The sequence below is a fragment of the Streptomyces sp. NPDC023527 genome, from assembly GCF_055560115.1.
Genome location: NZ_JBVHJJ010000016.1, coordinates 131,584 through 150,626, shown reverse-complemented (window position 1 = coordinate 150,626; position 19,043 = coordinate 131,584). Strand labels below are relative to the sequence as shown.

The 19,043-nt window shown below is 72.5% G+C and carries 15 protein-coding genes; 6 read left to right on the top strand and 9 right to left on the bottom strand.

Annotated features, from left to right (window positions below; translation table 11 throughout):
- The first annotated feature begins 117 nt into the window (after positions 1 to 117).
- Positions 118 to 1,278: a terpene synthase family protein gene (locus ACZ303_RS28345; RefSeq protein ID WP_467343303.1), complete on the top strand. Its 1,161-nt coding sequence runs from the start codon at positions 118 to 120 to the stop codon at positions 1,276 to 1,278.
- Here ACZ303_RS28345 and ACZ303_RS28340 read toward each other — a convergent pair.
- Genes ACZ303_RS28340 through ACZ303_RS28320 form a run of 5 tightly spaced genes read right to left on the bottom strand, consistent with a single transcriptional unit; the run spans position 1,170 to position 5,540 of the window.
- Positions 1,170 to 2,606 (bottom strand): cytochrome P450, encoded by a 1,437-nt coding sequence (locus tag ACZ303_RS28340; protein ID WP_467343302.1) that lies wholly within the window; start codon positions 2,604 to 2,606, stop codon positions 1,170 to 1,172. The two genes, ACZ303_RS28345 and ACZ303_RS28340, sit on opposite strands and share 109 nt — an antisense overlap.
- On the bottom strand, positions 2,603 to 3,241 hold the full coding sequence (locus ACZ303_RS28335; protein ID WP_467343301.1) for a GTP-binding protein: 639 nt from the start codon (positions 3,239 to 3,241) through the stop codon (positions 2,603 to 2,605). The genes ACZ303_RS28340 and ACZ303_RS28335 overlap by 4 nt, the downstream gene beginning before the upstream one ends.
- A complete protein-coding gene (locus tag ACZ303_RS28330; protein WP_467343300.1) occupies positions 3,222 to 3,587 on the bottom strand; it encodes a DUF742 domain-containing protein in 366 nt (121 codons plus the stop codon). The genes ACZ303_RS28335 and ACZ303_RS28330 overlap by 20 nt, the downstream gene beginning before the upstream one ends.
- Positions 3,584 to 3,961 carry a roadblock/LC7 domain-containing protein gene (locus ACZ303_RS28325; protein WP_467343346.1) on the bottom strand — a complete coding sequence of 126 codons (378 nt, stop codon included), beginning with the start codon at positions 3,959 to 3,961 and terminating at the stop codon, positions 3,584 to 3,586. Before ACZ303_RS28325 ends, ACZ303_RS28330 begins: the two co-directional genes overlap by 4 nt.
- Positions 3,962 to 3,995: 34 nt before the next feature.
- Complete coding sequence (locus tag ACZ303_RS28320) at positions 3,996 to 5,540, bottom strand: ATP-binding protein (RefSeq protein WP_467343299.1); 1,545 nt, start codon at positions 5,538 to 5,540, stop codon at positions 3,996 to 3,998.
- Positions 5,541 to 6,059: 519 nt separating this feature from the next.
- Here ACZ303_RS28320 and ACZ303_RS28315 point away from each other — a divergent pair.
- Entirely contained in the window at positions 6,060 to 8,759 is a 2,700-nt protein-coding gene (locus ACZ303_RS28315) for an ATP-binding protein (RefSeq protein ID WP_467343298.1), read from the top strand.
- Between the two features lie 13 nt (positions 8,760 to 8,772).
- Here ACZ303_RS28315 and ku read toward each other — a convergent pair whose 3' ends face one another.
- Positions 8,773 to 9,753, bottom strand: a complete 981-nt coding sequence (gene ku, locus ACZ303_RS28310) for a non-homologous end joining protein Ku (protein ID WP_467343297.1) — start codon at positions 9,751 to 9,753, stop codon at positions 8,773 to 8,775.
- A 32-nt stretch (positions 9,754 to 9,785) separates the two neighbouring features.
- Here ku and ligD (ACZ303_RS28305) point away from each other — a divergent pair, with 32 nt between their 5' ends.
- Positions 9,786 to 10,688, top strand: a complete 903-nt coding sequence (gene ligD / locus ACZ303_RS28305) for a non-homologous end-joining DNA ligase (protein ID WP_467343296.1) — start codon at positions 9,786 to 9,788, stop codon at positions 10,686 to 10,688.
- Between the two features lie 10 nt (positions 10,689 to 10,698).
- On the opposite strand, the gene ligD (ACZ303_RS28300) is transcribed toward ligD (ACZ303_RS28305), so the two are convergent.
- Complete coding sequence (gene ligD, locus ACZ303_RS28300; RefSeq protein ID WP_467343295.1) at positions 10,699 to 11,655, bottom strand: non-homologous end-joining DNA ligase; 957 nt, start codon at positions 11,653 to 11,655, stop codon at positions 10,699 to 10,701.
- 56 nt (positions 11,656 to 11,711) lie between these two features.
- Positions 11,712 to 12,734, bottom strand: a complete 1,023-nt coding sequence (locus ACZ303_RS28295; RefSeq protein ID WP_467343345.1) for a PHP domain-containing protein — start codon at positions 12,732 to 12,734, stop codon at positions 11,712 to 11,714.
- 136 nt (positions 12,735 to 12,870) lie between these two features.
- Here ACZ303_RS28295 and ACZ303_RS28290 point away from each other — a divergent pair, with 136 nt between their 5' ends.
- Positions 12,871 to 14,295: an NAD(P)/FAD-dependent oxidoreductase gene (locus ACZ303_RS28290; RefSeq protein ID WP_467343294.1), complete on the top strand. Its 1,425-nt coding sequence runs from the start codon at positions 12,871 to 12,873 to the stop codon at positions 14,293 to 14,295.
- Positions 14,296 to 14,299: 4 nt separating this feature from the next.
- Here ACZ303_RS28290 and ACZ303_RS28285 read toward each other — a convergent pair whose 3' ends face one another.
- Positions 14,300 to 15,727, bottom strand: coding sequence for a lipase maturation factor family protein (locus ACZ303_RS28285; protein ID WP_467343293.1), 1,428 nt, complete (start codon positions 15,725 to 15,727; stop codon positions 14,300 to 14,302).
- A 70-nt stretch (positions 15,728 to 15,797) separates the two neighbouring features.
- Between ACZ303_RS28285 and ACZ303_RS28280 the strand changes: the two genes are divergently transcribed.
- Together ACZ303_RS28280 and ACZ303_RS28275 are read left to right on the top strand one after the other, a co-directional pair.
- On the top strand, positions 15,798 to 17,903 hold the full coding sequence (locus ACZ303_RS28280; RefSeq protein ID WP_467343292.1) for a SpoIIE family protein phosphatase: 2,106 nt from the start codon (positions 15,798 to 15,800) through the stop codon (positions 17,901 to 17,903).
- A gap of 111 nt (positions 17,904 to 18,014) precedes the next feature.
- Complete coding sequence (locus ACZ303_RS28275; protein ID WP_467343291.1) at positions 18,015 to 19,040, top strand: CinY protein; 1,026 nt, start codon at positions 18,015 to 18,017, stop codon at positions 19,038 to 19,040.
- Positions 19,041 to 19,043: the final 3 nt, after the last annotated feature.

Sequence of the window (19,043 nt, the reverse complement as noted above, 5' to 3'; positions counted from 1 at the left end):
TGGGTGGTTATGCGCCACAGGTTATCCACGGTCCGCCCTGGGCAGGTACCGCGCAAAAGTGGACAGGAATGTCGTAAGTCGGCCTGGGGAGGCGGCGTGGGGAGCGTGCGAGACCGCATGACAGCCCAACTCTTGGAGATCCTGCCTTTCTACTGTCCGATCCCACCGGCCGTCCACCCCCGCGTACGGGAGATCAACGAGGCATCGGTCCACTGGATGCTCCAACAGGACCTGGACCCCTCGCCCCACCAGCGCCAACGCCTTGTCGATTGCGACTTCGGCGGGCTGACCGCCAGGACCATGCCCTACGGTCAGGCCGCCCCGCTCGCCGTGGTGGCCAAGTTGCACTCGGTGCTCTTCTCCTTGGACGACGCCCTGTGCGACGAGTCGGGCGCCACCGCCCACGGCCTCGCCCAGGCGACCTCGCGCATCATGCGCGTACTGGAAGCCCCGAATCCGCCATGGCCGGATGACTCACCCCACGCGGCGGCGCTGCGCGCCGTCCGGCTGGAGCTTGCCGACCACGCCACACCGACCCAGCTACGACACTGGACCGAAGGCATGCGTACCTATTTGTCAGGTCTGGTGTGGGAGGCCGCCTGCCGCCGCGACCGGGCCCTGCCCTCCGTCAATGACTACGCCGCCATGTGGATGCGAGCCATCGGCATGGCACCCTCCACGGCACTCATGGACATTGCCGGGGGATACGAACTCCATGATCACGACCTTGACCGGCCCGAGGTGCGGGCGCTGACCGAGATGACCTGGACGCTGGTCGCCTGGGACAACGACTTCTATTCACGGAACAAGGAGATCCGGCGCGCCGGTGACCATCTCAACCTGATCGACGTCCTCGCCCAGGAACGGGACTGCGAGCCCGCCCGAGCGCAGGAAGAGGCCATGGCGATGCGGGACCGCGTCATGACACTCTTCCTGCGACTGCGCGAACAGCTCTGGCCGAGAGCCGGCGTCGAACTGCGCTGTTATCTGGTGGCCCTGGGGCAGTTCATCCGCGGCCACCTCGACTGGGCGTCGGCCTGCAGCCGTTACGCCGACCCGTACGGGACCACGACGCCCGTCCAGTGGTGGAAGCCGGCCCCTTCGGACGACAGCCTGACCCCGCTGCCCATCCCCTCCATCGCCTGGTGGTGGGGCCAACTCGAACCCCTCTATCCGCGGCGCAACCAGCGGGTGAACGACCGCCACCATCCGCCCGGCGCGGGCGCCTGGCCGGGCGGCGGCGGGATGGCCGCCGGCTGTTCCGGCCTCGTCGGATGAGCGGCCGGCGCCGGATCGTCCAGGACGAGCTCCGCGGGGGCCTCGGGGGGCTGGGGCTGACGCGCGGTGAACTTCACCGGCAGCTTCCGCAGGTGACGCCCCATCAATGACGAGTGATAGCTGAGCTCCGACTCGTCCACCCCGAGGGTGAGGTCGGGCAGTCGCAGGAGCAGGGCGTCGATGCCCGTGTCCGCGATCGCCCGGCCCACATCCTGGCCGGGGCACTCGTGCTGGCCTCCGCTGAACGCCAGGTGGGCGCGGTTGCCGTGGATGGGGACGTCCGGGTCGGGCCGGACCACCGTGTCCATGTTGGCGGCGGCCAGCCCCAGCACCAGGGCGTCCCCCGCCTTGATCTGCTGCCCGGCCAGCTCGGTGTCCTGGGTCGCCCAGCGGCCGAGGATCGTGGTGAAGGGCGGCTCGTCCCACAGCACCTGCTCGACCGCGTCCGGCAGCGTCATATGGCCGCCGGCGAGCGAGGCCCGGAAGCGGACGTCGGTGAGCACCATCTTCAAGGTGTTGGCGATGAGGTTCGCCGTGGTCTCGTACGCGGCGATGAGCACCAGCCGCAGATGCTGCTGCACCTCCTCGTCCGACAGCCCGGAGGGGTGTTCCAGCAGCCAGCTCGTGAAGTCGGCACCGGGCTCCACGTGCTTGCGCGCCACCAGCTTGCGCAGCGTCTCCTGGACGAAGGCGTTGCTGGCGACCGCCGTCTCGGTGCCCTTGATCATGTCCCGGGCGGCGTTGACCAGCCGCAGGCTGTACGCCTCGGGCATGCCCAGCAGCTGAGTCATCGCCATCATCGGCAGATGCTCCGCGAACTGGTGCACCAGGTCGGCCCGGCCGGAGGCGCAGAACTGGTCCACCAGCTGGTTGGAGAAGCGGGTCACATGACGGCGGATGCCCCGCTTGTCGAAGCGCGCGATGGCGTCGTTCACCGCTCCGCGCCAGCGCTCGTGCTGCTGCCCGTCGGCGAAGACGCAGACCGGCTGCCAGGTGGCCACGGGCGCGAGCGGGTGTTCGGGGGTGAGCCGGCCCTCCCGGGCCTCGGTCCACAGCCGGGAGTCACGGGAGAAGCGCGAGGGGGTGCGCGCCACGTCGAGGTTCTCGCGATAGCCGAGGACCAGCCAGGCGGGGAGGTCGCCGTGCAGCAGTACGGGCGCGACCGGGCCGTGCTTGGCGCGGAGCCGCTCGTAGAGGGCGTTGGGGTCGGCCTCGGCTTCCGGCCCGTACAAGCGGGTGACGCCGCCCGGACCGAGGGCGTGGACGGGGCACTGCGGGGGTGGCCCGGCCGGGGAGTCGGCGCGGGCGTGTTCGGGGGGGAGGGTCACTGGGGCTCCGGGGAGGCGGTCGTGAGGGTGTACAGATAGCGCATGAGGGTGAGCAGGGTGTCGCGGCAGGAGGCGCGGTCGCGGGCGTCGCAGTCGACCATGGGCACGGAGTCGTCCAGGTCCATCGCCGCCCGCAGCTCCGCCATGGGGTAGGTGGGAGCCTCGGGGAAGCGGTTGACCCCGACGACGAAGGGCACGCCCCGTTCCTCCAGGCGGCCGATCACGTCGTAACTGACCTCCAGGCGGCGGGTGTCGAGGAGGACCACCGCGCCGAGGGCCCCTTCGAAGAGACCGTTCCACAGGAACCAGAAGCGCTCCTGGCCGGGCGTGCCGAACAGATACAGCACCAGCTGCTCGTTGATGCTGATCCGGCCGAAGTCCATGGCCACGGTGGTCTCGGTCTTGTGCTCGATCCCGGCGAGGTCGTCGACGCCGACCCCGGCCTGGGTCATGGTCTCCTCGGTGGTCAGCGGGCGGATCTCACTGACCGCGCCCACCAGGGTCGTCTTTCCCACTCCGAAACCACCGACGATGACGACCTTGACGGCCGCCGTGGCCGACGCAGGAAGGACGTCCTCGCTCCGTGGCCCCGCGTAGGTCCCGGGGCCCTGGGTGTCAGAGCCTTTGAAGTCCATTCATCACCGCCTCAAGAAGTTGGACGTCGGGCAGCGCCGCCGCCGGGACCGGTGGGCGGGCCTCCACCTGGCTGCTGGACAACAGCTCCGTCAGCAGCAGGTTCAGCGTGCTGACGGGCAGTTCCAGATAGGCCGATATCTCGGCGACGGACAGGGGGTAGTGGCACATCCGGACGATGGCGGCGTGCTCGGGCTGCAGACCGGGGTCGGTCTCCGTGCGGGAGACGATCAGTGTGACGAGATCGAGCTCGGTCTTCTTCTCCGCGCGGGTCTGGCCGCCCGTGAGGATGTACAGCCGGTCCGGACTGCCGGGTGCGGTCGCGGGGTCGGGTCCGGCTTCTCTCATGTCACCGACCCACTGACCCGCGGCGGGCTGGTCAGGTGCGAACCGATGCGGGCCACCAGGTCCCGCATCCGCATCCCCATCAGCCCGGCGTCCACGTCGTCGTCGGCCAGCACCGCCAGGAACGCTCCGGCGCCGGCGGCCATCAGGTAGAAGAATCCGCCGTCGACCTCGATCACGACCAGGCGCATCTCCCCGTCCCCGCGCGGGAATTCGGAGGCGATCGCCGTCGACAGACTCTGCAGACCGGCACAGGCGGCGGCGAGCCGGTCGGCGGCGTCCGGGTCCGTGCCGTGCTGAGCCATGCGCAGGCCGTCCGAGGACAGCACGATCACGTGTCGGGTCTGCGGAACGCTGGTTGCCAGGTCCTTGAGCATCCAGTCCAGGTTGAACCGCGGCTGCGTCACTTGGCTACTCTTCCTTGTCTGACGAGGTATCACTGTTGGGCCGGCCGGGATCCGGCTCCGGGAGCTCCCCGTTGATTCCGTTGGTGAAGGCCTCCAGCCACATTCCCGGCTGCCTGGGCGGCTCCTGCGCGAGGGCGTCCCGCTCGGGGCCGGGCTGCACCGGCACCGACGGCTTGACCTGGGACCGCTCCCGCTCCCGCTGGGCGGCCGCGGCCCGGCCGAACGGCAGCGGCGCGGGGCCGCGGCGCCGTCGGCGCTGGGGCAGGCCGCTGTCCCCGAGCGGCGGCGGGATGGGGTGCTCCATCATCGGCGGCGGGGCCTCGGGCCCGGGGGCCGGGATCTTCTGGCCCGGGCGCCGCTTGGACTTGAACGGGGGGAGCTTGGGGGCGCGTGCGATATCGCCTCCGGGGTGCTTGCTGGCGGTGATCAGATCCATCGGGATGACGAGCACCGCGCGTACCCCGCCGTAGGCGGAGGGGCGCAGCGACACCAGGAAGTTGTACGAACGGGCGAGCCGGCTGACGACCGCCAGGCCCAGCCGGGGCGCCTCGCCCAGGTCGTCGAGGTCGAGCGCGCCCTCCCTGGACAGCACCCGGTCGGTGCGGCGCCGGGCCTCGTCGGTCAGGCCCACGCCCGCGTCCTCGATCTCGACCGCGATGCCGGACTGGATGTCCACGGCGGTCAGGTGCACCCGGGTCTGCGGCGGGGAGTAGCGGGTGGCGTTGTCGAGCAGCTCGGCCAGGGCGTGGATCACCGGCTCGACGGCGGGTCCGACCACGGCGACGTCCGCCACCGAGTGCAGGTCGACCCGTCGGTACTCCAGGATCCGCGACATGGCGCCGCGCAGGACGTTGTAGAGGGGGATCTCGTTCTTCCACTGGCGGCCCGGCCGGGAGCCACCCAGGACGGCGATGCTGTCGGCGAGCCTGCCGGTCAGGGCGTTTCCGTGGTCGAGGTGCAGGAGGTCGCCGAAGACGTCGGGGTCGTTGCCGTGTTTGTGCTCCATCTCCCGGATGTCGTAAGCCTGTTGGTGAACGATGGCCTGCACCCGGCGGGCGATGTTGACGAAGGCGCGCTGCGCGGAGTCACGCAGCCCCTCCTCCGCCTGGACCGTCTCGATGACGGACTTCAGAACGGATCGGTGCGCGGCCGCGTAACCCGGTTCCAGGTCGTGGGCCGGCAGGGTGTGGCGCAGCACGACCTCGGTGGGCGCGCCGCGCTGGAGCAGGTGGATCGCCTTGGGCAGCAGCTCGCGCGCCAACCGCTGGGTCTCCGCCTCGTGTTGGTCGAGCTGGTACCGCAGCGCGGCCTCCTGCTCGGTGCACCGCCGGCGGAGGGTGGTGATCAGGCGGCCGCGCCGGGCGGCCTCGGAGGCCGCCAGTGCCACCGCGACCGTGGCCGAGGCCCCGCACCAAGCCACCGGCGTGCGGGCGTCGGGCGTCACGGTGAAGACCGCCGCACCCGTGCACACCGCCAGGACGAGGGGCGAGATCAGCCATATCAGAGCGGAGACGGGCCGCCGCGGAGCTGACGAGCCAGTACCAACCATCGAGATCCTCGAACTCTTGAAAAAGGGCTGGGTGCCGGAGCGCGGCGTTCCTCGTGAATGCGCGGAGAACGGCGACAGCGCGGCACTTGTCCGCGGCGGGCCATGGTCGCCACAGGCGTGAAGTGGCCGCAACCCGCTGCGCGACATGGAGCGTAGCCGGTCGCCGGGGTGCTCCGGCGCGAAGTTGTCATATTCGCTGATTGGCCTGACGGGGGAATTGGAAAGGCCTCATAATGACCCGGCGTCACAAATACCGAATATGTTTCCGTTTTTTATTGGATGTGTGTTCGGATTTCGTGGGGAGTTCGCTCCGGGTTCGCCGAGGAACCTTTTTCGGCCGCCCGTCCGGCGGCCTTCCCGCGGCCGGTACCGCGCGGGATCGGTACGCGCACCCTCCCACCGATGGTGGTGCGCGGGGTCCGAAGGTCACGCTCCCGGGTGGTACGTCCTGTGAACCCTGCCCCTTGACCCGCCGTCGGGGCTAGGCTCGCCTCACCACACCTCCTGGGAGACATCGTCATGTCAGGGCAACAGCGTGAACAGAACGCAGCCGCCGCCCTGTTCGAGCGGGAGCTCGAGCTCGCGACAGCGGAACAGGCGGTGCGCCGCTTGTGCGGCCACGCCACCGAAGGGAGGGACCGGCTCGGTGGACTGCTGCTCTACAGCGGCGAAGCGGGCCTCGGTAAAACGGCGTTGCTCACCGAGCTGCGCCGCGTCGCGGCCGAGATCGACACCTGCACCGTGCTCTTCGCCCGGGGAAGCGAGTCCGCGCGGTCCGTCCCCTTCCATGTCGTCCGTCAGCTCCTTCAGCCGGCCCTCGCCCCGCTGACCGCGGCGGCCCGCCAGGAGCTGCTCAGCGGGTGGTACGACATCGCCGGACCCGCCCTCGGCATCGCCCCGCCGACCGGTCCGCAGGACCCGCAGGGCGTGCGCGACGGACTCGACTGGCTCGTCACCCAACTCGCCGTGAAGGGCGACCCCGTGCTGCTCGTCATCGACGACGCGCACTGGTCCGACGCCGAGTCCCTCGCCTGGCTGACCGCCTTCACCGTGCGGCTGCGCGAGATGCCGTTGCTCGTCGTCCTCGCCTACCGCCCCGACGAACTGCCCGAGCACACGCCCGCCTTCCGCGACCTCGTCAAGGGCCGCAGCGTCCGGCCCGTGGAGCTGCGCGCCCTGACGCCCGAGGCCGTGGCCGGGCTGGTCCACGCGGCCTTCGGCGACGAGGCGGACCCTCCGTTCTGCCGCGAGGTCTGGGCGGTCACCGGCGGCAATCCCTACGAGGTCGTCGAGCTGATCGCCAAGGCGCAGGACCGCGATCTGAAGCCGACCGAGGAATCCGCCGCCCTCCTGCGCGACCTGGGCGCCTCCGCCCGCGGCAGCGGACTCGTGGCCCGCCTGGAGCGGCTGGGCCCCGCGGTCACCCGCTTCGCCTGGGCCGCGGCCGTGCTCGGCACGGAGATCTCCCCGGAGCTCGCCGCCGACCTCGCGGGCATGGGCCCCGCGCAGGCCGCCGAATGCGCGGACAAGCTGCGCGAGGACCGTATCCTCAGCGGCGCCGACCGGCTGGAATTCGTCCACCCGCTGATCGCCACCGCCGTCTACAGCGCGATCCCGGCGGCCACCCGCACCGCGATGCACGGTCAGGCCGCCTGGTCGGTCACCCAGGCCGGCCATGGCGCGGCCGCCGCCTCCCGCCACCTGCTGGAGGTCCATCCCGACCACGACTCCGACCTGGTCGAGCAGTTGCGGGCGGCGGCCCGTGAGCACCTCGCGGTCGGCGCCCCCGGCGCGGCCCGCCGCTGCCTGGAGCGGGCCCTGCGCGAACCGCCGCCCGAGGAGGAGCGGGCGGCGGTGCTGTACGAGCTGGGCTGCTCGGCGCTGCTCACCTCGCCGCCGACCACCGTCAACCACCTCAAGACGGCCCTCGCCCTGCCGCACCTCAGCGAGGAACTGCGCGTCGACGCCACGTACCGGCTCTCGCAGGCGTACGCCCACAACAACCAGCTCAAGGAAGCCGCCGAGGTGGTGGCCGTCCAGGCCGCCCGTACGCCACCGGGCCCCGGCCGGATGCGGCTCCAGGCAGCCCACTATCTGTGGAAGGGCATCCAGGTCGAGGAGGAGGACGCCCCCGCCCGGTCCCGCCGCATCGCCGAGCTCGCCGATCACCTCGACGGCCGGGACAACGCCGAGCGGGCGCTGCTCGCGCTCCGCGGATTCGACGGCATGCTCCGCGGCGAGGACGCGCTGAGCGTCGTGGGCCGCCTCGACCACGCCCTCGTGGACGGCCGGCTGGCCGCCGGCATGGGCTGGACCAACACCGAGTGGGGCTTCGAACTCCCCAGCATCATCGGCATCAGCTATGCCTACACGGACCGGCTCGACGCCGCCGAAGAGCTGTTCAGCGAGGCTGTGCGCGCCTTCGAGATCTCCGGCTGGAGCGGAGCGCACCTCGCCTTCGCACACGCCTTCCTCGGCCTGGTCTTCCGTCGGCGCGGCGAGCTCTCCGAAGCGGAAAGGGTCTTGCGCGAAGGGCTGCGGCTGGCCGACCGCCTCGGCCCCGGGCTGCCCATCCAGTGGGACGGCACCTGCCTGCTGATCGACACCCTGCTCGCCCGGGGCCAGGTGGAGGAGGCGCAGGCCGTCGCGGACGAGAACGGCTTCCGCGCGCCCTACTCACCGGCCATCGTCCTGCCCGACGCCGCGTGCCTGGCCGGTCGGCTGCTGCTCGCCCAAGGCCGTACGAAGGAGGCCGTCGCCGAGCTGGAGGCGGCCGGGCGCAGGCTGGAGGAGCGCGGTCGGCACAACACCCTGTGGGCGCCATGGGCGCTCGACCTGGCCGTGGCGATCGCGCCCGACGACCCCGGGCGCGCCCGTTCCCTCGCCGATCAGGCCGTGCGGCACGCCGGACGGTTCGGCACCGACACCGCCGTCGGTGAGGCGCTGCGCATGGCCGCCGCCGTGGCCGAGCCGGAGGACGCCCTGCGCAAGCTCGACCAGGCCGTGGGGCATCTGCGCAGGTCCCCGTGCAAGTACGAATTCGCGGCGGCCCTGGTCGACCACGGTGTCGCGCTGAGCCGGGCCGGCCGCGCCGCCGAGGCCGCGGACCGGCTCCGCGAGGGGCTGGAGACCGCTGAGTACTGCGCGGCGAGCGGGCTCGCCAAGACGGCCCGCGCCGCGATCGACGCCGTGTGCGAGGAGGCCGAGCCGACGGTGTGAGCGCGGCGCCCTGTCAGGACGCGCGGCGGCCCGTCTTCTTCGCGGCGGTCTTCTTCGTGCCCTTGGCGGCGGCGCTCTTGCTCGCCGACTTCTTCGCGGTGGACGCCGTGGCCGACGACGCCTTCTTGGCCGGTGCGCGCTTCTTCGGCTCGGCGGCCTTCTTGGTCGCGCCGCGCTCCGGCTTGCCGGCCGACGGCTGCTTGTCGGCCTTCTCCTCCGGCTTCCTGCCCGCCGTGTCGATGGACGCCTGAAGGGCGGCCATCAGGTCGATGACATTGTCCGGCGCCGGCGCCGTCTCCTTCTTGGGCACGGGCCGGTCGGACAGATGGGCGTCGATGAGCTCGGTCAGGGCGACCTCGTACTCGTCCTCCAGCGCGTCCAGGTCGAAGTCCTCGGAGAGGGTGTCCATCAGGCTCGTGGCCATCTTCAACTCCTGCGGCCGGACGGTCACCGAGGAGGGTGGGGCGAGGTCACCGGCGTCGCGGACCTCGTCCGGCCAGTACATGGTGTGGATGGTCAGCAGCTCCCCGTGGACCCGCAGCAGCGCCAGCGACTCCCGCGTCCGCAGCGCGATCTTGGTGACGGCCACCCGGTCGGTCTGCTTGAGCGTCTCCCGCAGCAGGACGTACGGCTTGTTGGCCGCCGCGCTCTCCGGCGCCAGGTAGTAGGAGTTGGCGAGCTGCAGCGGGTCGATGGCGGCGGAGTCGACGAAGGCCAGGACGTCGATGAGCTTCTTGCTGGGCAACGGCAGCCCCGCCAGCTCGTCCTGGGTGACGACCGCGGTGTGCCCCTCGTCGTCCTCGAAGCCCTTGGCGATGTGCTCGTAGTCGACCTGTTCGCCGCAGACGTCGCACACACGCTTGAGGTGGATCCGGCCGCCGTCCTGGTCGTGGACCTGGTGCAGCTTGACGCCGTGCTCCTGGACCGCGGCATACAGCCGTACGGGCACGGACACCAGTCCGAACCCGATCGCACCCTTCCACATGGTCCGCATAGTTTTATCCCTCCACGGGGAATTCCTACCTTATGCCCGCATCCTCGGACCGGCAGGCGGTGGAGATCGAGGGCCACCGGCTGGCGCTCTCCCACCTCGACCGGGTGCTCTTCCCCGCCTCCGGCCACACCAAGGCGCAGGTCCTGCACTACTACGCCCGGGTCGCCGCCGTGATGGTGCCGCACACCACCGGCCGCCCCGCTTCCTTCGTCCGCGCCCCGGAGGGGCTGGAGGGGCAGAGCTGGGTGGCCAAGAATCCCCCGGGCGGGGTACCCCGCTGGGTGCCCCGGGCCCCGGTGGAGCACCGGGAGGGGGTGACCGAGCAGGTCCTGATCGACTCCACGGCGGCCCTGATCGCGATGGTCAACCTCGGCGCGTACGAGGTGCACGTGCCCCAGTGGACGGCGGCCGCGGGCCCCGACGCCCACGACCGCCTCGTCCTCGACCTCGACCCCGGGCCGGGCACCGACCTCGTCCTGTGCTGCCGGGTCGCCCAGCGGCTGCGCCAGCTCCTCGACGACGACGGCCTGACCGCCCACGCCGTCGTCTCCGGCTCCAAGGGCCTCCACCTCTACGCGGCCCTGCGCCCCGCCTCCGGCCGGGCCACCTCCGCGTACGCCAAGGAGCTGGCGGGCCGGCTGCGGAGCGAGCACCCCGGGCTGGTGGTGGTCTCCATGGCGCGCGCCGAGCGTGCCGGCAAGGTCTTCATCGACTGGTCGCAGAACGCGAGCGCGAAGACGACCGCCGCGCCGTACACCGTCCGCCTGCGGGAGTGCCCCGGCGTGGCCGCCCCGGTCACCTGGGAGGAGGTGGCCGCCTGCGAGAGCCCCGACGACCTGACGTTCACCATGGAGGAGGTCGTCGACCGTGTCGCCGTCCACGGTGACCTGCTGGCGCCGCTCACCGGCGACAGCGTCCGCGGGCGGCTGCCGTGAGCGCCGGCCGTCAGCCGAGGCGGGTGAGGTCGGGGCGCAGCCGGTGCCAGGTCGGGTGCCTCAGGTGGCCGGCGGGTGTCCAGTTGGAGAAGGTGATCTCGGCGATGAGCCGGGGCTCGACCCAGTGCGCGCCCGCCACCCCGACCGGCCCCGTGAAGGGCGAGTCGGCGCGGGCGAGGACCTGGAGATAGCGCGCGAGCTCACGCCGCTCTCGGTCGGAGAGCCCCGAGCCGACCGAGCCGGCGTAGCGCAGCCCGCCCGACTCCTCCAGCCCGACCAGGACCGCGCCGGGCAGCCCGGTCAGCGCGCCGCGGCCCTCCGCCCAGCCCCCGATGACCACGTCGAGGGTGGTCACGTGCTTGGTCTTGCGCCACTCGGGTGACCGCACCCCCGGGGTGTACCGGGAGGTGAGCCGTTTCGCCAGGACGCCCTCGAATCCGCTGCTGAGCGTGGCGTGCCACGCCTGCCGCCCGTGCCCCTCCATGTACGAGGGCACCGACCAGTGCGTACCGCCCAGCCGCAGCCCGGCCAGGACGGAGCGGCGGTCCCGGTAGGGGAGGTGCACCAGGGGCTCGGCGTCCAGGTGCATGATGTCGAACAGCATGAGGTGGACGGGGTACTCCATCGCCAGCTGGGCCGCGCGGCGCGGATTCATCACGCCCATCCGGCGTTGCAGCAGCCCGAAGTCGGGCCGCCCCTGGGCGTCCAGGACCACTACCTCGCCGTCGAGGACCGCGGCCCGGCTCCGGAACCGCTCGCCGAGCACCCGCAGCTCCGGATACGTCATGGTCGCGTCGTTGCCGGCCCGGGTGACCAGGCGTACGGTCCCGTCGCCCGGCGCGGTCACCACCAGGCGCACCCCGTCCCACTTGACCTCGAAGGCCCAGCCCGCGTCGTCGCCCTCGGCGGGCAGGGGGCCGGGGGTGGCGAGCATCGGCTGGATCACGGGGAGCGTGACGGGTCCCATGTCTTCGATGATCCTGGGGCGCGGTGCCGCCCGCAGGTCGGCGGCGCCGGCCGGGATCACTTGGAGCGGGTCCACTCCAGCAGCTTCGGGGCGCCCCAGGTGGTGACGATCCGCTCGGCGGGCACCTGGCACTCCTCGGCGCGGGCACAGCCGTGGATCTGCCAGTCGAGCTGGCCGGGGGCGTGGGCGTCGCTGTCGATCGAGAAGAGCACGCCCGCGTCGAGGGCCCGGCGGATCAGCCGGCGGGGCGGGTCGAGCCGCTCGGGACGGCTGTTGATCTCCACGGCGGTGCCGAAGCGGGCGCAGGCGGCGAAGACCATCGCCGCGTCGAACTCCGACTCCGGCCGCCCCCGGCCGGCCAGCAGCCGCCCGGTGCAGTGCCCCAGAACGTCCACCAGCGGGTTGGCCACGGCCGCGACCAGCCGCCGGGTCATGCTCTCGGCGTCCATCCGCAGCTTGGAGTGGACGGAGGCGACCACGAGGTCCAACTCCTCCAGCAGTCCCGGCTCCTGGTCGAGGGAACCGTCGGTGAGGATGTCGCACTCGATGCCCGTCAGCAGCCGGAACCCGCCGCCCTCGGCGGCGAGGCGGTCATTGACCTCGGCCACCACCTTCAGCTGCGCGCGCAGCCGCTCGGGCGAGAGCCCGCGGGCGATGGTCAGCCGGGGGGAGTGGTCGGTGAGCACCGCCCACTCGTGCCCCAGGTCGCGGGCCGCCCGCGCCATCGCCTCGATCGGACTGCCGCCGTCCGACCAGTCCGAGTGCAGATGGCAGTCGCCGCGCAGCGCGGCCCGCAGCCGCTCGCCGCCCTCGGCCAGCGGAGCCGCCGCTTCCTCCTCCAGCCGCGCCAGATACCCCGGGACCGCGCCGGACACCGCCTCGGCGACCACCCCCGCGGTCTTGGGCCCGATGCCTTTCTCCCTGGTCAGCGTCCCGGCCGCGGCGCGCTCGCGGACCTCCTCGGGCGCCATCGCGGCGATCACCTCGGAGGCCGTACGGAACGCCTTGACCCGGTAGGTGGGCGCCTGCGCGCGCTCCAGGAAGAAGGCGATCCGGTCCAGCGCCGCCACCGGGTCCATGCCGTCCACCGCCTCGCCTCGCCGCCGGTCCTCCTCCCTACCGTGCGGGATGCCCGGGCGCCGCGCACTCCGCCGGGCCCGGGCACGGCTGGGTGAACCGTGCGTAGCCGCCCCTTCCGCAGGGGAGGTTCCGGGCATGAGGAGCACTGACAACATCCCTGCCGCCGCCGGTCGTCGGGCCCGCGCGGTGGTCCTCGGCGCGGGTCTGGCCGGGATGCTGGCCGCTTCCGTGCTCGCCGGCCATGTCGACGAGGTCGTGATCGTCGACCGGGACCGGATGCCCGAGGGCGCCCGGCCGCGCAAGGGCCTGCCGCAGGCCCGCCACGCGCACCTGCTGATGTCCGGCGGCGCGCGGGCCGTCGAGTCCCTGCTGCCCGGCACGATCGAGCGGTGGGTGAGCGCGGGCGCCCGGCGGATAGCGCTGTCGACCGGCCTGGTGGTGATGGGCCCGGCGGGCTGGTTCCCCCGTTGGCCCGGCACGCAGTTCATGATGGCCTGCACCCGCGAGCTGCTCGATCTGGTGGTCCGTGAGCAGGTCCTGGCCCTGCCCGCGGTCACCCTGCGGGAGGGGACCGAGGCCGTCGCGCTGCTCGGCGACGCCCGCCGGGTCACCGGGGTGCGGGTCCGGGACACCGACGCCGGTGCCGCCGAGGTGCTCGAGGCCGATCTGGTCGTCGACGCCTCGGGCCGCGGCTCGCAGGCCGCCCGCCGGCTGACGGAGCTGGGGCTGCCCGTCGTCCACGAGGAGACCGTGGACTCGGGGCTTGTCTACGTCACCCGCGTCTTCCGGGCGCCTCCGGACACCGAGCGGTTCCCCGTCGTCAGCGTCCAGGCCGACCCGCGCGGCGACGCCCCGGGCCAGGGCGCGACGCTGGTCCCCATCGAGGGCGGCCGCTGGCTGGTCACCGCCTCCGGCACGCGCGGGGCCGAACCGCCGGGCGGCGCCGAGGACTTCGAGCCGTTCGTACGTGGCCTGCGCGACCCCCTGGTCGCCGACCTGATCGCCCGCGCCGAGCCGCTGACCGATGTCCACCTGACCCGGAGCACCGTCAACCGCCGCCGGTTCTTCGAGCGTCTGCCGGCCGCTCCCGAGGGCTTCGTCGCCCTCGGCGACGCCGTCGCCACCTTCAACCCCGTCTACGGACAGGGCATGTCGGTGGCGGCCCAGAGCGCCCTCGCGCTGCGCCGCGTCCTGGGCGAGCGCGGCATCGGCTCCCCGGGGCTGGCCCGGCGCGCCCAGCGGGAGGTCGCCCGCGTGACCGCCGGCCCCTGGGACCTGGCCACCGGCGAGGACATCAACTACCCCGGCGCGATCGGCGAGCGGCCCCCGATGGCGGTCCGGCTGCTGCGCGGCTATGTGCAGCGGCTGATGTGGGCCGCGACGGGCGACCCGGTGGTGCTGCGGGCCCTGATGGACGTCATGACGCTGTCCGCGCCGATGAGCGACCTGATGAAGCCGGCGGTCGTGCTCGGCGTGGCGCGCGGTCCCGGCCGCGCGGCCCAGCGCGCGCCGTCGATCACCGCGGCGGAGCTCGCGCTGTGCGGGCTGGCGCCGCGCTGAGGGGTCAGCGCCGCAGGGCCACCGGCGGCAGGAACTCCCGCTCCAGCGTCCGGTGCCACCAGGCGCCGGTGGTCCGCAGCTCCCGCCAGGTGGTGAAGCGGTAGAGGTAGAGCCGGGCCCGTACGTGCGTGGGCGGGGTGCCGGGGAAGGGGTTGTGGCGCAGCAGCCGCAGGGTGTCCCGGTCGTTGACCAGCAGCCGCTCCACGAACGGGCCGAACCACGACTGCGCGTAGACGGGCGAGATCCCCGCGAACCACATCATCCAGTCGAGCCGCAGGTGGTACGGGGCGTACTGGCGCGGCAGGCGGCGTGGATCGCCCGGCTTGCCCTTGAAGCCGTACTCCCGCCACACCGTGCCCGGCCCCGGCTCGTCCTCGTCGGTGCCCTCGACCACCACCTCGTAGCGGTCGCGGTTGACGCTGCCGAAGGCGCCGTAGGTGTTGACCAGGTGGAACGCGTTGAACGACATGTTCATGCGCTGCTGCCGCGAGAGCATGTTGCGCACCGGCCACCAGCTCAGTACGAGCACGAGCACGGTCGCGGCGACGACGAGGACCTCGTACCAGACGGCGGGACCGGGCAGCGGCGTATGGGAGGGCAGGGACAGGGCGTCCGCCAGGCCCGCGCCGTCGACGGCGGCGAAGGCCAGGACGATGGTCACCCAGTTGAGCCACGCGAAGTTGCCGGAGGCGACGAGCCAGAGCTGGGTGCAGATGATCACGCCCGCGGCGAAGCTCGCCACCGGCTGCGGGGTGAAGAGCGCGAGCGGCACGACCAGCTGGGCGACGTGGTTCGCGGCCACCTCGACGCGGTGCAGGGGCCTGGGCAGCCGGTGGAAGAACCAGCTCAGCGGGCCCGGCATCGGCTGGGTCTCGTGGTGGTAGTACAGGCAGGTCAGGTCCCGCCAGCAGCGGTCCCCGCGGATCTTGATCAGTCCCGCGCCGAACTCGACACGGAAGAGCAGCCAGCGCATCAGCCACAGCACCAGGACGGGCGGGTCGGTGCGGGCGTTGCCCAGGAAGACGGCCAGGAACCCCGCCTCCAGCAGCAGCGACTCCCAGCCGAAGGCGTACCAGGTCTGCCCCACGTTGACGATCGACAGGTACATCACCCACAGGGCCGCCCACATCAGCATCGACGCCCACAGCGGCACCTCGTCCGCCGCCCCGCCCACGACCGCCGCCGACAGCAGCGCGCCCGTCCACGCCCACGCGGCGAAGAAGCGGTCGGAGTAGTGGAGCTGGAAGGCCCCCGGCGCGCGCCAGAACGGCAGCCCCCGTACGAAGCGCGGCACCGGCAGCATCCCCCGCTCGCCGATGAGCGCGCGGAACTGCAGCGCGGCGGCCAGGAACCCCGCCAGATAGAGCGCGGCGAGGCCGCGCTGCAGGATCAGGCGGCTCAGCCAGGACCCGGACACGGTGAACCACTCCATGGCGTATCCGTACCACTCGGGAGCGTGCAGTCACATCGAAGAAACGGGCAAAAGGTGTCAGAGTAGCTCTATGGTTGATCGGGGAGCGACGCCTGCCGCCGTGCCGGACGCCTCGGCGCCGGACGACTGGCCCGCTCGCCCGGAGCTGGCGCTCGCCCTCACCCGCGTCGGCACCTTCGACTGGGACCTCACCAGCGGCCGGCTGCACCTGGACGACATCGCCCTGGAGGTCCTCCACGTGCCGCGGGAGCACTTCGACGGGCGGATCGGCGACCTCGCGGAGCGGCTGCCGCGAGCCGACGCCACCGGGCTCGACGCCCTCGTCGCCCGCGCGCTGAAGGACGGCAGCGACAGCTACAGCGCCTACTACCGGGTCCGCGCCGACGACAGCGGGATGCGCTGGACCTACTCCGAGGGCCACATCCGGCGCGACGACCGGGGCCGCCCCTGCCGCATCATCGGCATCGTCCGCGACGCCACCGAGGAACTGACCCACACCGCCCGGTACGAGCCGGGCGACGACAGCCGCAACCAGACCACCGTCGTCGAGACGATAACGGCCGCCCTCGCCCACGCCCGCACTGTCCAGGACGTCATCGACTTCTTCCAGGACTCCCGCGCCGTCCAGCACCTCGGCTCCGACCTGCTCGTCCTCGGTCTCGTGGAGTCCGGGCGGATCCACATGGTCGCCGAGGGCCCCGGGGAGCACTACATCCCCGGCACCCGCTACACCCGCATCGACGACAACTTCCCCATGAGCGAGGTCATCCGCACCCTCGCACCCCGCTTCATCGAATCCCGCGAGGACTTCGCCGCCTCCTACGCCTGGCTCTGGGACAAGATCAAGGACGTCGGCATCTCCTCCGCCGCCTACCTCCCGCTGATCGCGCAGGGCCGCCCGATCGGCGCCCTCGGCCTGCTCTACCGCGACTCGCGCGGCTTCACCCAGCAGGAACGCAACCTCTTCATCGCCCTCAGCACCAGCCTCGCGCAGGCCATAGCGCGCGCCATGCTCTTCGACCAGGAGCACGACCTCGCGGAGGGCCTGCAACAGTCCATGCTCCCGCGCCGGATCCCCGACATCCCCGGCGCCCAGATCGCGGTCCGCTACCGCGCCGCCCGGATGGGCCGGGACATCGGCGGCGACTGGTACGACATCATCCCGCTGCCCGGCGGCCGGGTCGGCGCCGTCATCGGTGACGTGCAGGGCCACGACACCCACGCCGCCGCCGTCATGGGCCAGCTGCGGATCGCCCTGCGCGCCTACGCCAGCGAGGGCCACACCCCGGCCACGATCATGGCGCGCGCCTCGACGTTCCTGCACGAACTGGACACCGACCGCTTCGCCACCTGCTCGTACGCCGAGGCCGACCTCTCCACCGGGGTCCTCCAGCTCGTCCGCGCCGGCCACATCGACCCACTGCTGCGGCACGCCGACGGCACCGCCCGCCGCCTGCCCGTCGCCGGCGGGCTGCCGCTCGGCCTCTCCGCCGAGTTCGGCCGGCTCGACTACCCGGTCACCACGGTCGAACTGGACCCGGGGGAGACCTTGCTGATGTTCACCGACGGCCTCGTCGAGCAGCCCGGGTCCGACCTCGACGAGGGCATGCAGCTGCTCACCACCATCGTCGGCGAGGGCTCCTACGACCTCCACGAACTCGCCGACCGGCTGTGCGACGTGGTGGAGGAGCGGGTGGGCGAGGACGACATGGCCGTCCTCCTGCTGCGCCGGCAGGGCGCCGGCGCCCGGCACGGCGGCCGGCTCCAGCAGCACATCGCCCCCGCCGACCCCGAGGCCCTCTCCGCCGGCCGCCACATGATCCGCGCGGCGGTACGTGCCTGGGGCGCCCGGGAGCGTTCCGACGAGATCGAGCTCGTCGCCGACGAGCTGGTCACCAACGCCCTGCTGCACACCGACGGCGCGGCCGTGGTGACCATCCGCATGCTCACCGGACCCGAACGCCGGCTGCGCCTGGAGGTGGAGGACCGCTCCAGCACCCTGCCGCGCCGCCGTGAACCCGGCGAGTCGGGGGTGTCCGGCCGGGGCCTGCTGCTGGTGGACCGGCTCACCGACGTGTGGGGCGTGGAGTCGCGCGGCAACGGCAAGTCCGTGTGGTGCGAGTTCGTCGTGCCGGGGCGGCACGAACTCGACGAGCGGGAACCGGCACGGGACTGAGTCCGGAGCGGTGGGAGCCGCGGCGGACAGCACGCTGAATTGCAAATTCCGTCGCGTGCCGGTCCACTGACGTCCTCAACCCCTCACGACTCATCGCGAAGGCGTCACAGAATGCTCACTTCCAGACCCGGTCCGATCCGCCGCAGAGCGCTCGCCCTGGGCCTCGCGGCCCTGGCCGCACCATTGCTGACCTTCACTCAGACACAGCCGGCACGGGCCTTCGGCACCGTCAGCACGCTCGGCCAGCACGCCGAGCACGAGCGCGTCACCAGGGCCGCGCTGGCCTGCCGCCCGAACACCCCCTCCGACGGCTCCTGCTTCGAACCCCGCTCCCTGGACCAGGTCGCCGGCCACGCCGGCACCTTCGGCGCCGTCGGCTCACCCGACTCCGATGAGGTCCTCACCCCCGAGGCCCACTGCGACAACGCCGACCACCTCGCCGCCTTCGCCTACCCGCGCAGCCGCGCGGACGCCACCCGGCAACTCCAGGCGTGCGTCACCAAACTCCGCACCCGCTTCGACGAGGGCGTCGACGCCGCCGCCGGCACGGTCACGGCCGACGGCACCGTAGCCGCCGCCGAGAGCGACCTGGCCAAGGACTGCACCTTCTCCCTCGGCGTCCCCGGCCGCGACAAGTGCGAGGCCATCGAGGGTCTCGGCCGCGCCCTGCATGGCGTACAGGACTTCTATTCGCACAGCAATTGGACCGACAAGCCCGCCGCCGACCGCCCCACCGGCAAGGACAACCCGCCCGGCCTCGGCCTTCCCGCGCCCTCCCCGCTGCTCGACCTCGCCGGGGGCCGGCCCCTCCAGCCCTCCGCGGTCCCCGCCGACCTGACCACCGGCTGCTTCTCCGTGTTCCTCGGCTGCGCCCGCCGCGTCCAGCACGGCGACCTCAACAAGGACACCGGCACCATCGACCCCGCCACCGGCGCCACCAGTGGGCCGACCACCCCGCGCGGCCGGACCGCGGGCAACTTCGACCGCGCCGTCCAGGGAGCCGTCACCGACACCCGCCGCCAGTGGGCCGACTTCCGTACGACGCTGAAGCGGCGCTACGGCAAGGAGCGCGGCGAACGCATCGCCTGCGTCCTCACCCACGACACACCCGCACGCGACTGCGCCCCGAAGGGCTGACGG

Excerpts from the sequence above, each read along its gene's own strand:
- ACZ303_RS28275 (WP_467343291.1), top strand. The coding sequence starts at position 18,015 with ATGCTCACTTCCAGACCCGGTCCGATCCGCCGCAGAGCGCTCGCCCTG.
- ACZ303_RS28325 (WP_467343346.1), bottom strand. The coding sequence starts at position 3,961 with ATGCTCAAGGACCTGGCAACCAGCGTTCCGCAGACCCGACACGTGATC.
- ACZ303_RS28320 (WP_467343299.1), bottom strand. The coding sequence starts at position 5,540 with ATGGTTGGTACTGGCTCGTCAGCTCCGCGGCGGCCCGTCTCCGCTCTG.
- ACZ303_RS28330 (WP_467343300.1), bottom strand. The coding sequence starts at position 3,587 with ATGAGAGAAGCCGGACCCGACCCCGCGACCGCACCCGGCAGTCCGGAC.
- ACZ303_RS28290 (WP_467343294.1), top strand. The coding sequence starts at position 12,871 with ATGAGGAGCACTGACAACATCCCTGCCGCCGCCGGTCGTCGGGCCCGC.
- ACZ303_RS28345 (WP_467343303.1), top strand. The coding sequence starts at position 118 with ATGACAGCCCAACTCTTGGAGATCCTGCCTTTCTACTGTCCGATCCCA.
- ACZ303_RS28285 (WP_467343293.1), bottom strand. The coding sequence starts at position 15,727 with ATGGAGTGGTTCACCGTGTCCGGGTCCTGGCTGAGCCGCCTGATCCTG.
- ligD (WP_467343296.1), top strand. The coding sequence starts at position 9,786 with ATGCCCGCATCCTCGGACCGGCAGGCGGTGGAGATCGAGGGCCACCGG.
- ligD (WP_467343295.1), bottom strand. The coding sequence starts at position 11,655 with ATGGGACCCGTCACGCTCCCCGTGATCCAGCCGATGCTCGCCACCCCC.
- ACZ303_RS28280 (WP_467343292.1), top strand. The coding sequence starts at position 15,798 with ATGGTTGATCGGGGAGCGACGCCTGCCGCCGTGCCGGACGCCTCGGCG.
- ACZ303_RS28335 (WP_467343301.1), bottom strand. The coding sequence starts at position 3,241 with ATGGACTTCAAAGGCTCTGACACCCAGGGCCCCGGGACCTACGCGGGG.
- ACZ303_RS28315 (WP_467343298.1), top strand. The coding sequence starts at position 6,060 with ATGTCAGGGCAACAGCGTGAACAGAACGCAGCCGCCGCCCTGTTCGAG.
- ku (WP_467343297.1), bottom strand. The coding sequence starts at position 9,753 with ATGCGGACCATGTGGAAGGGTGCGATCGGGTTCGGACTGGTGTCCGTG.
- ACZ303_RS28295 (WP_467343345.1), bottom strand. The coding sequence starts at position 12,734 with ATGGACCCGGTGGCGGCGCTGGACCGGATCGCCTTCTTCCTGGAGCGC.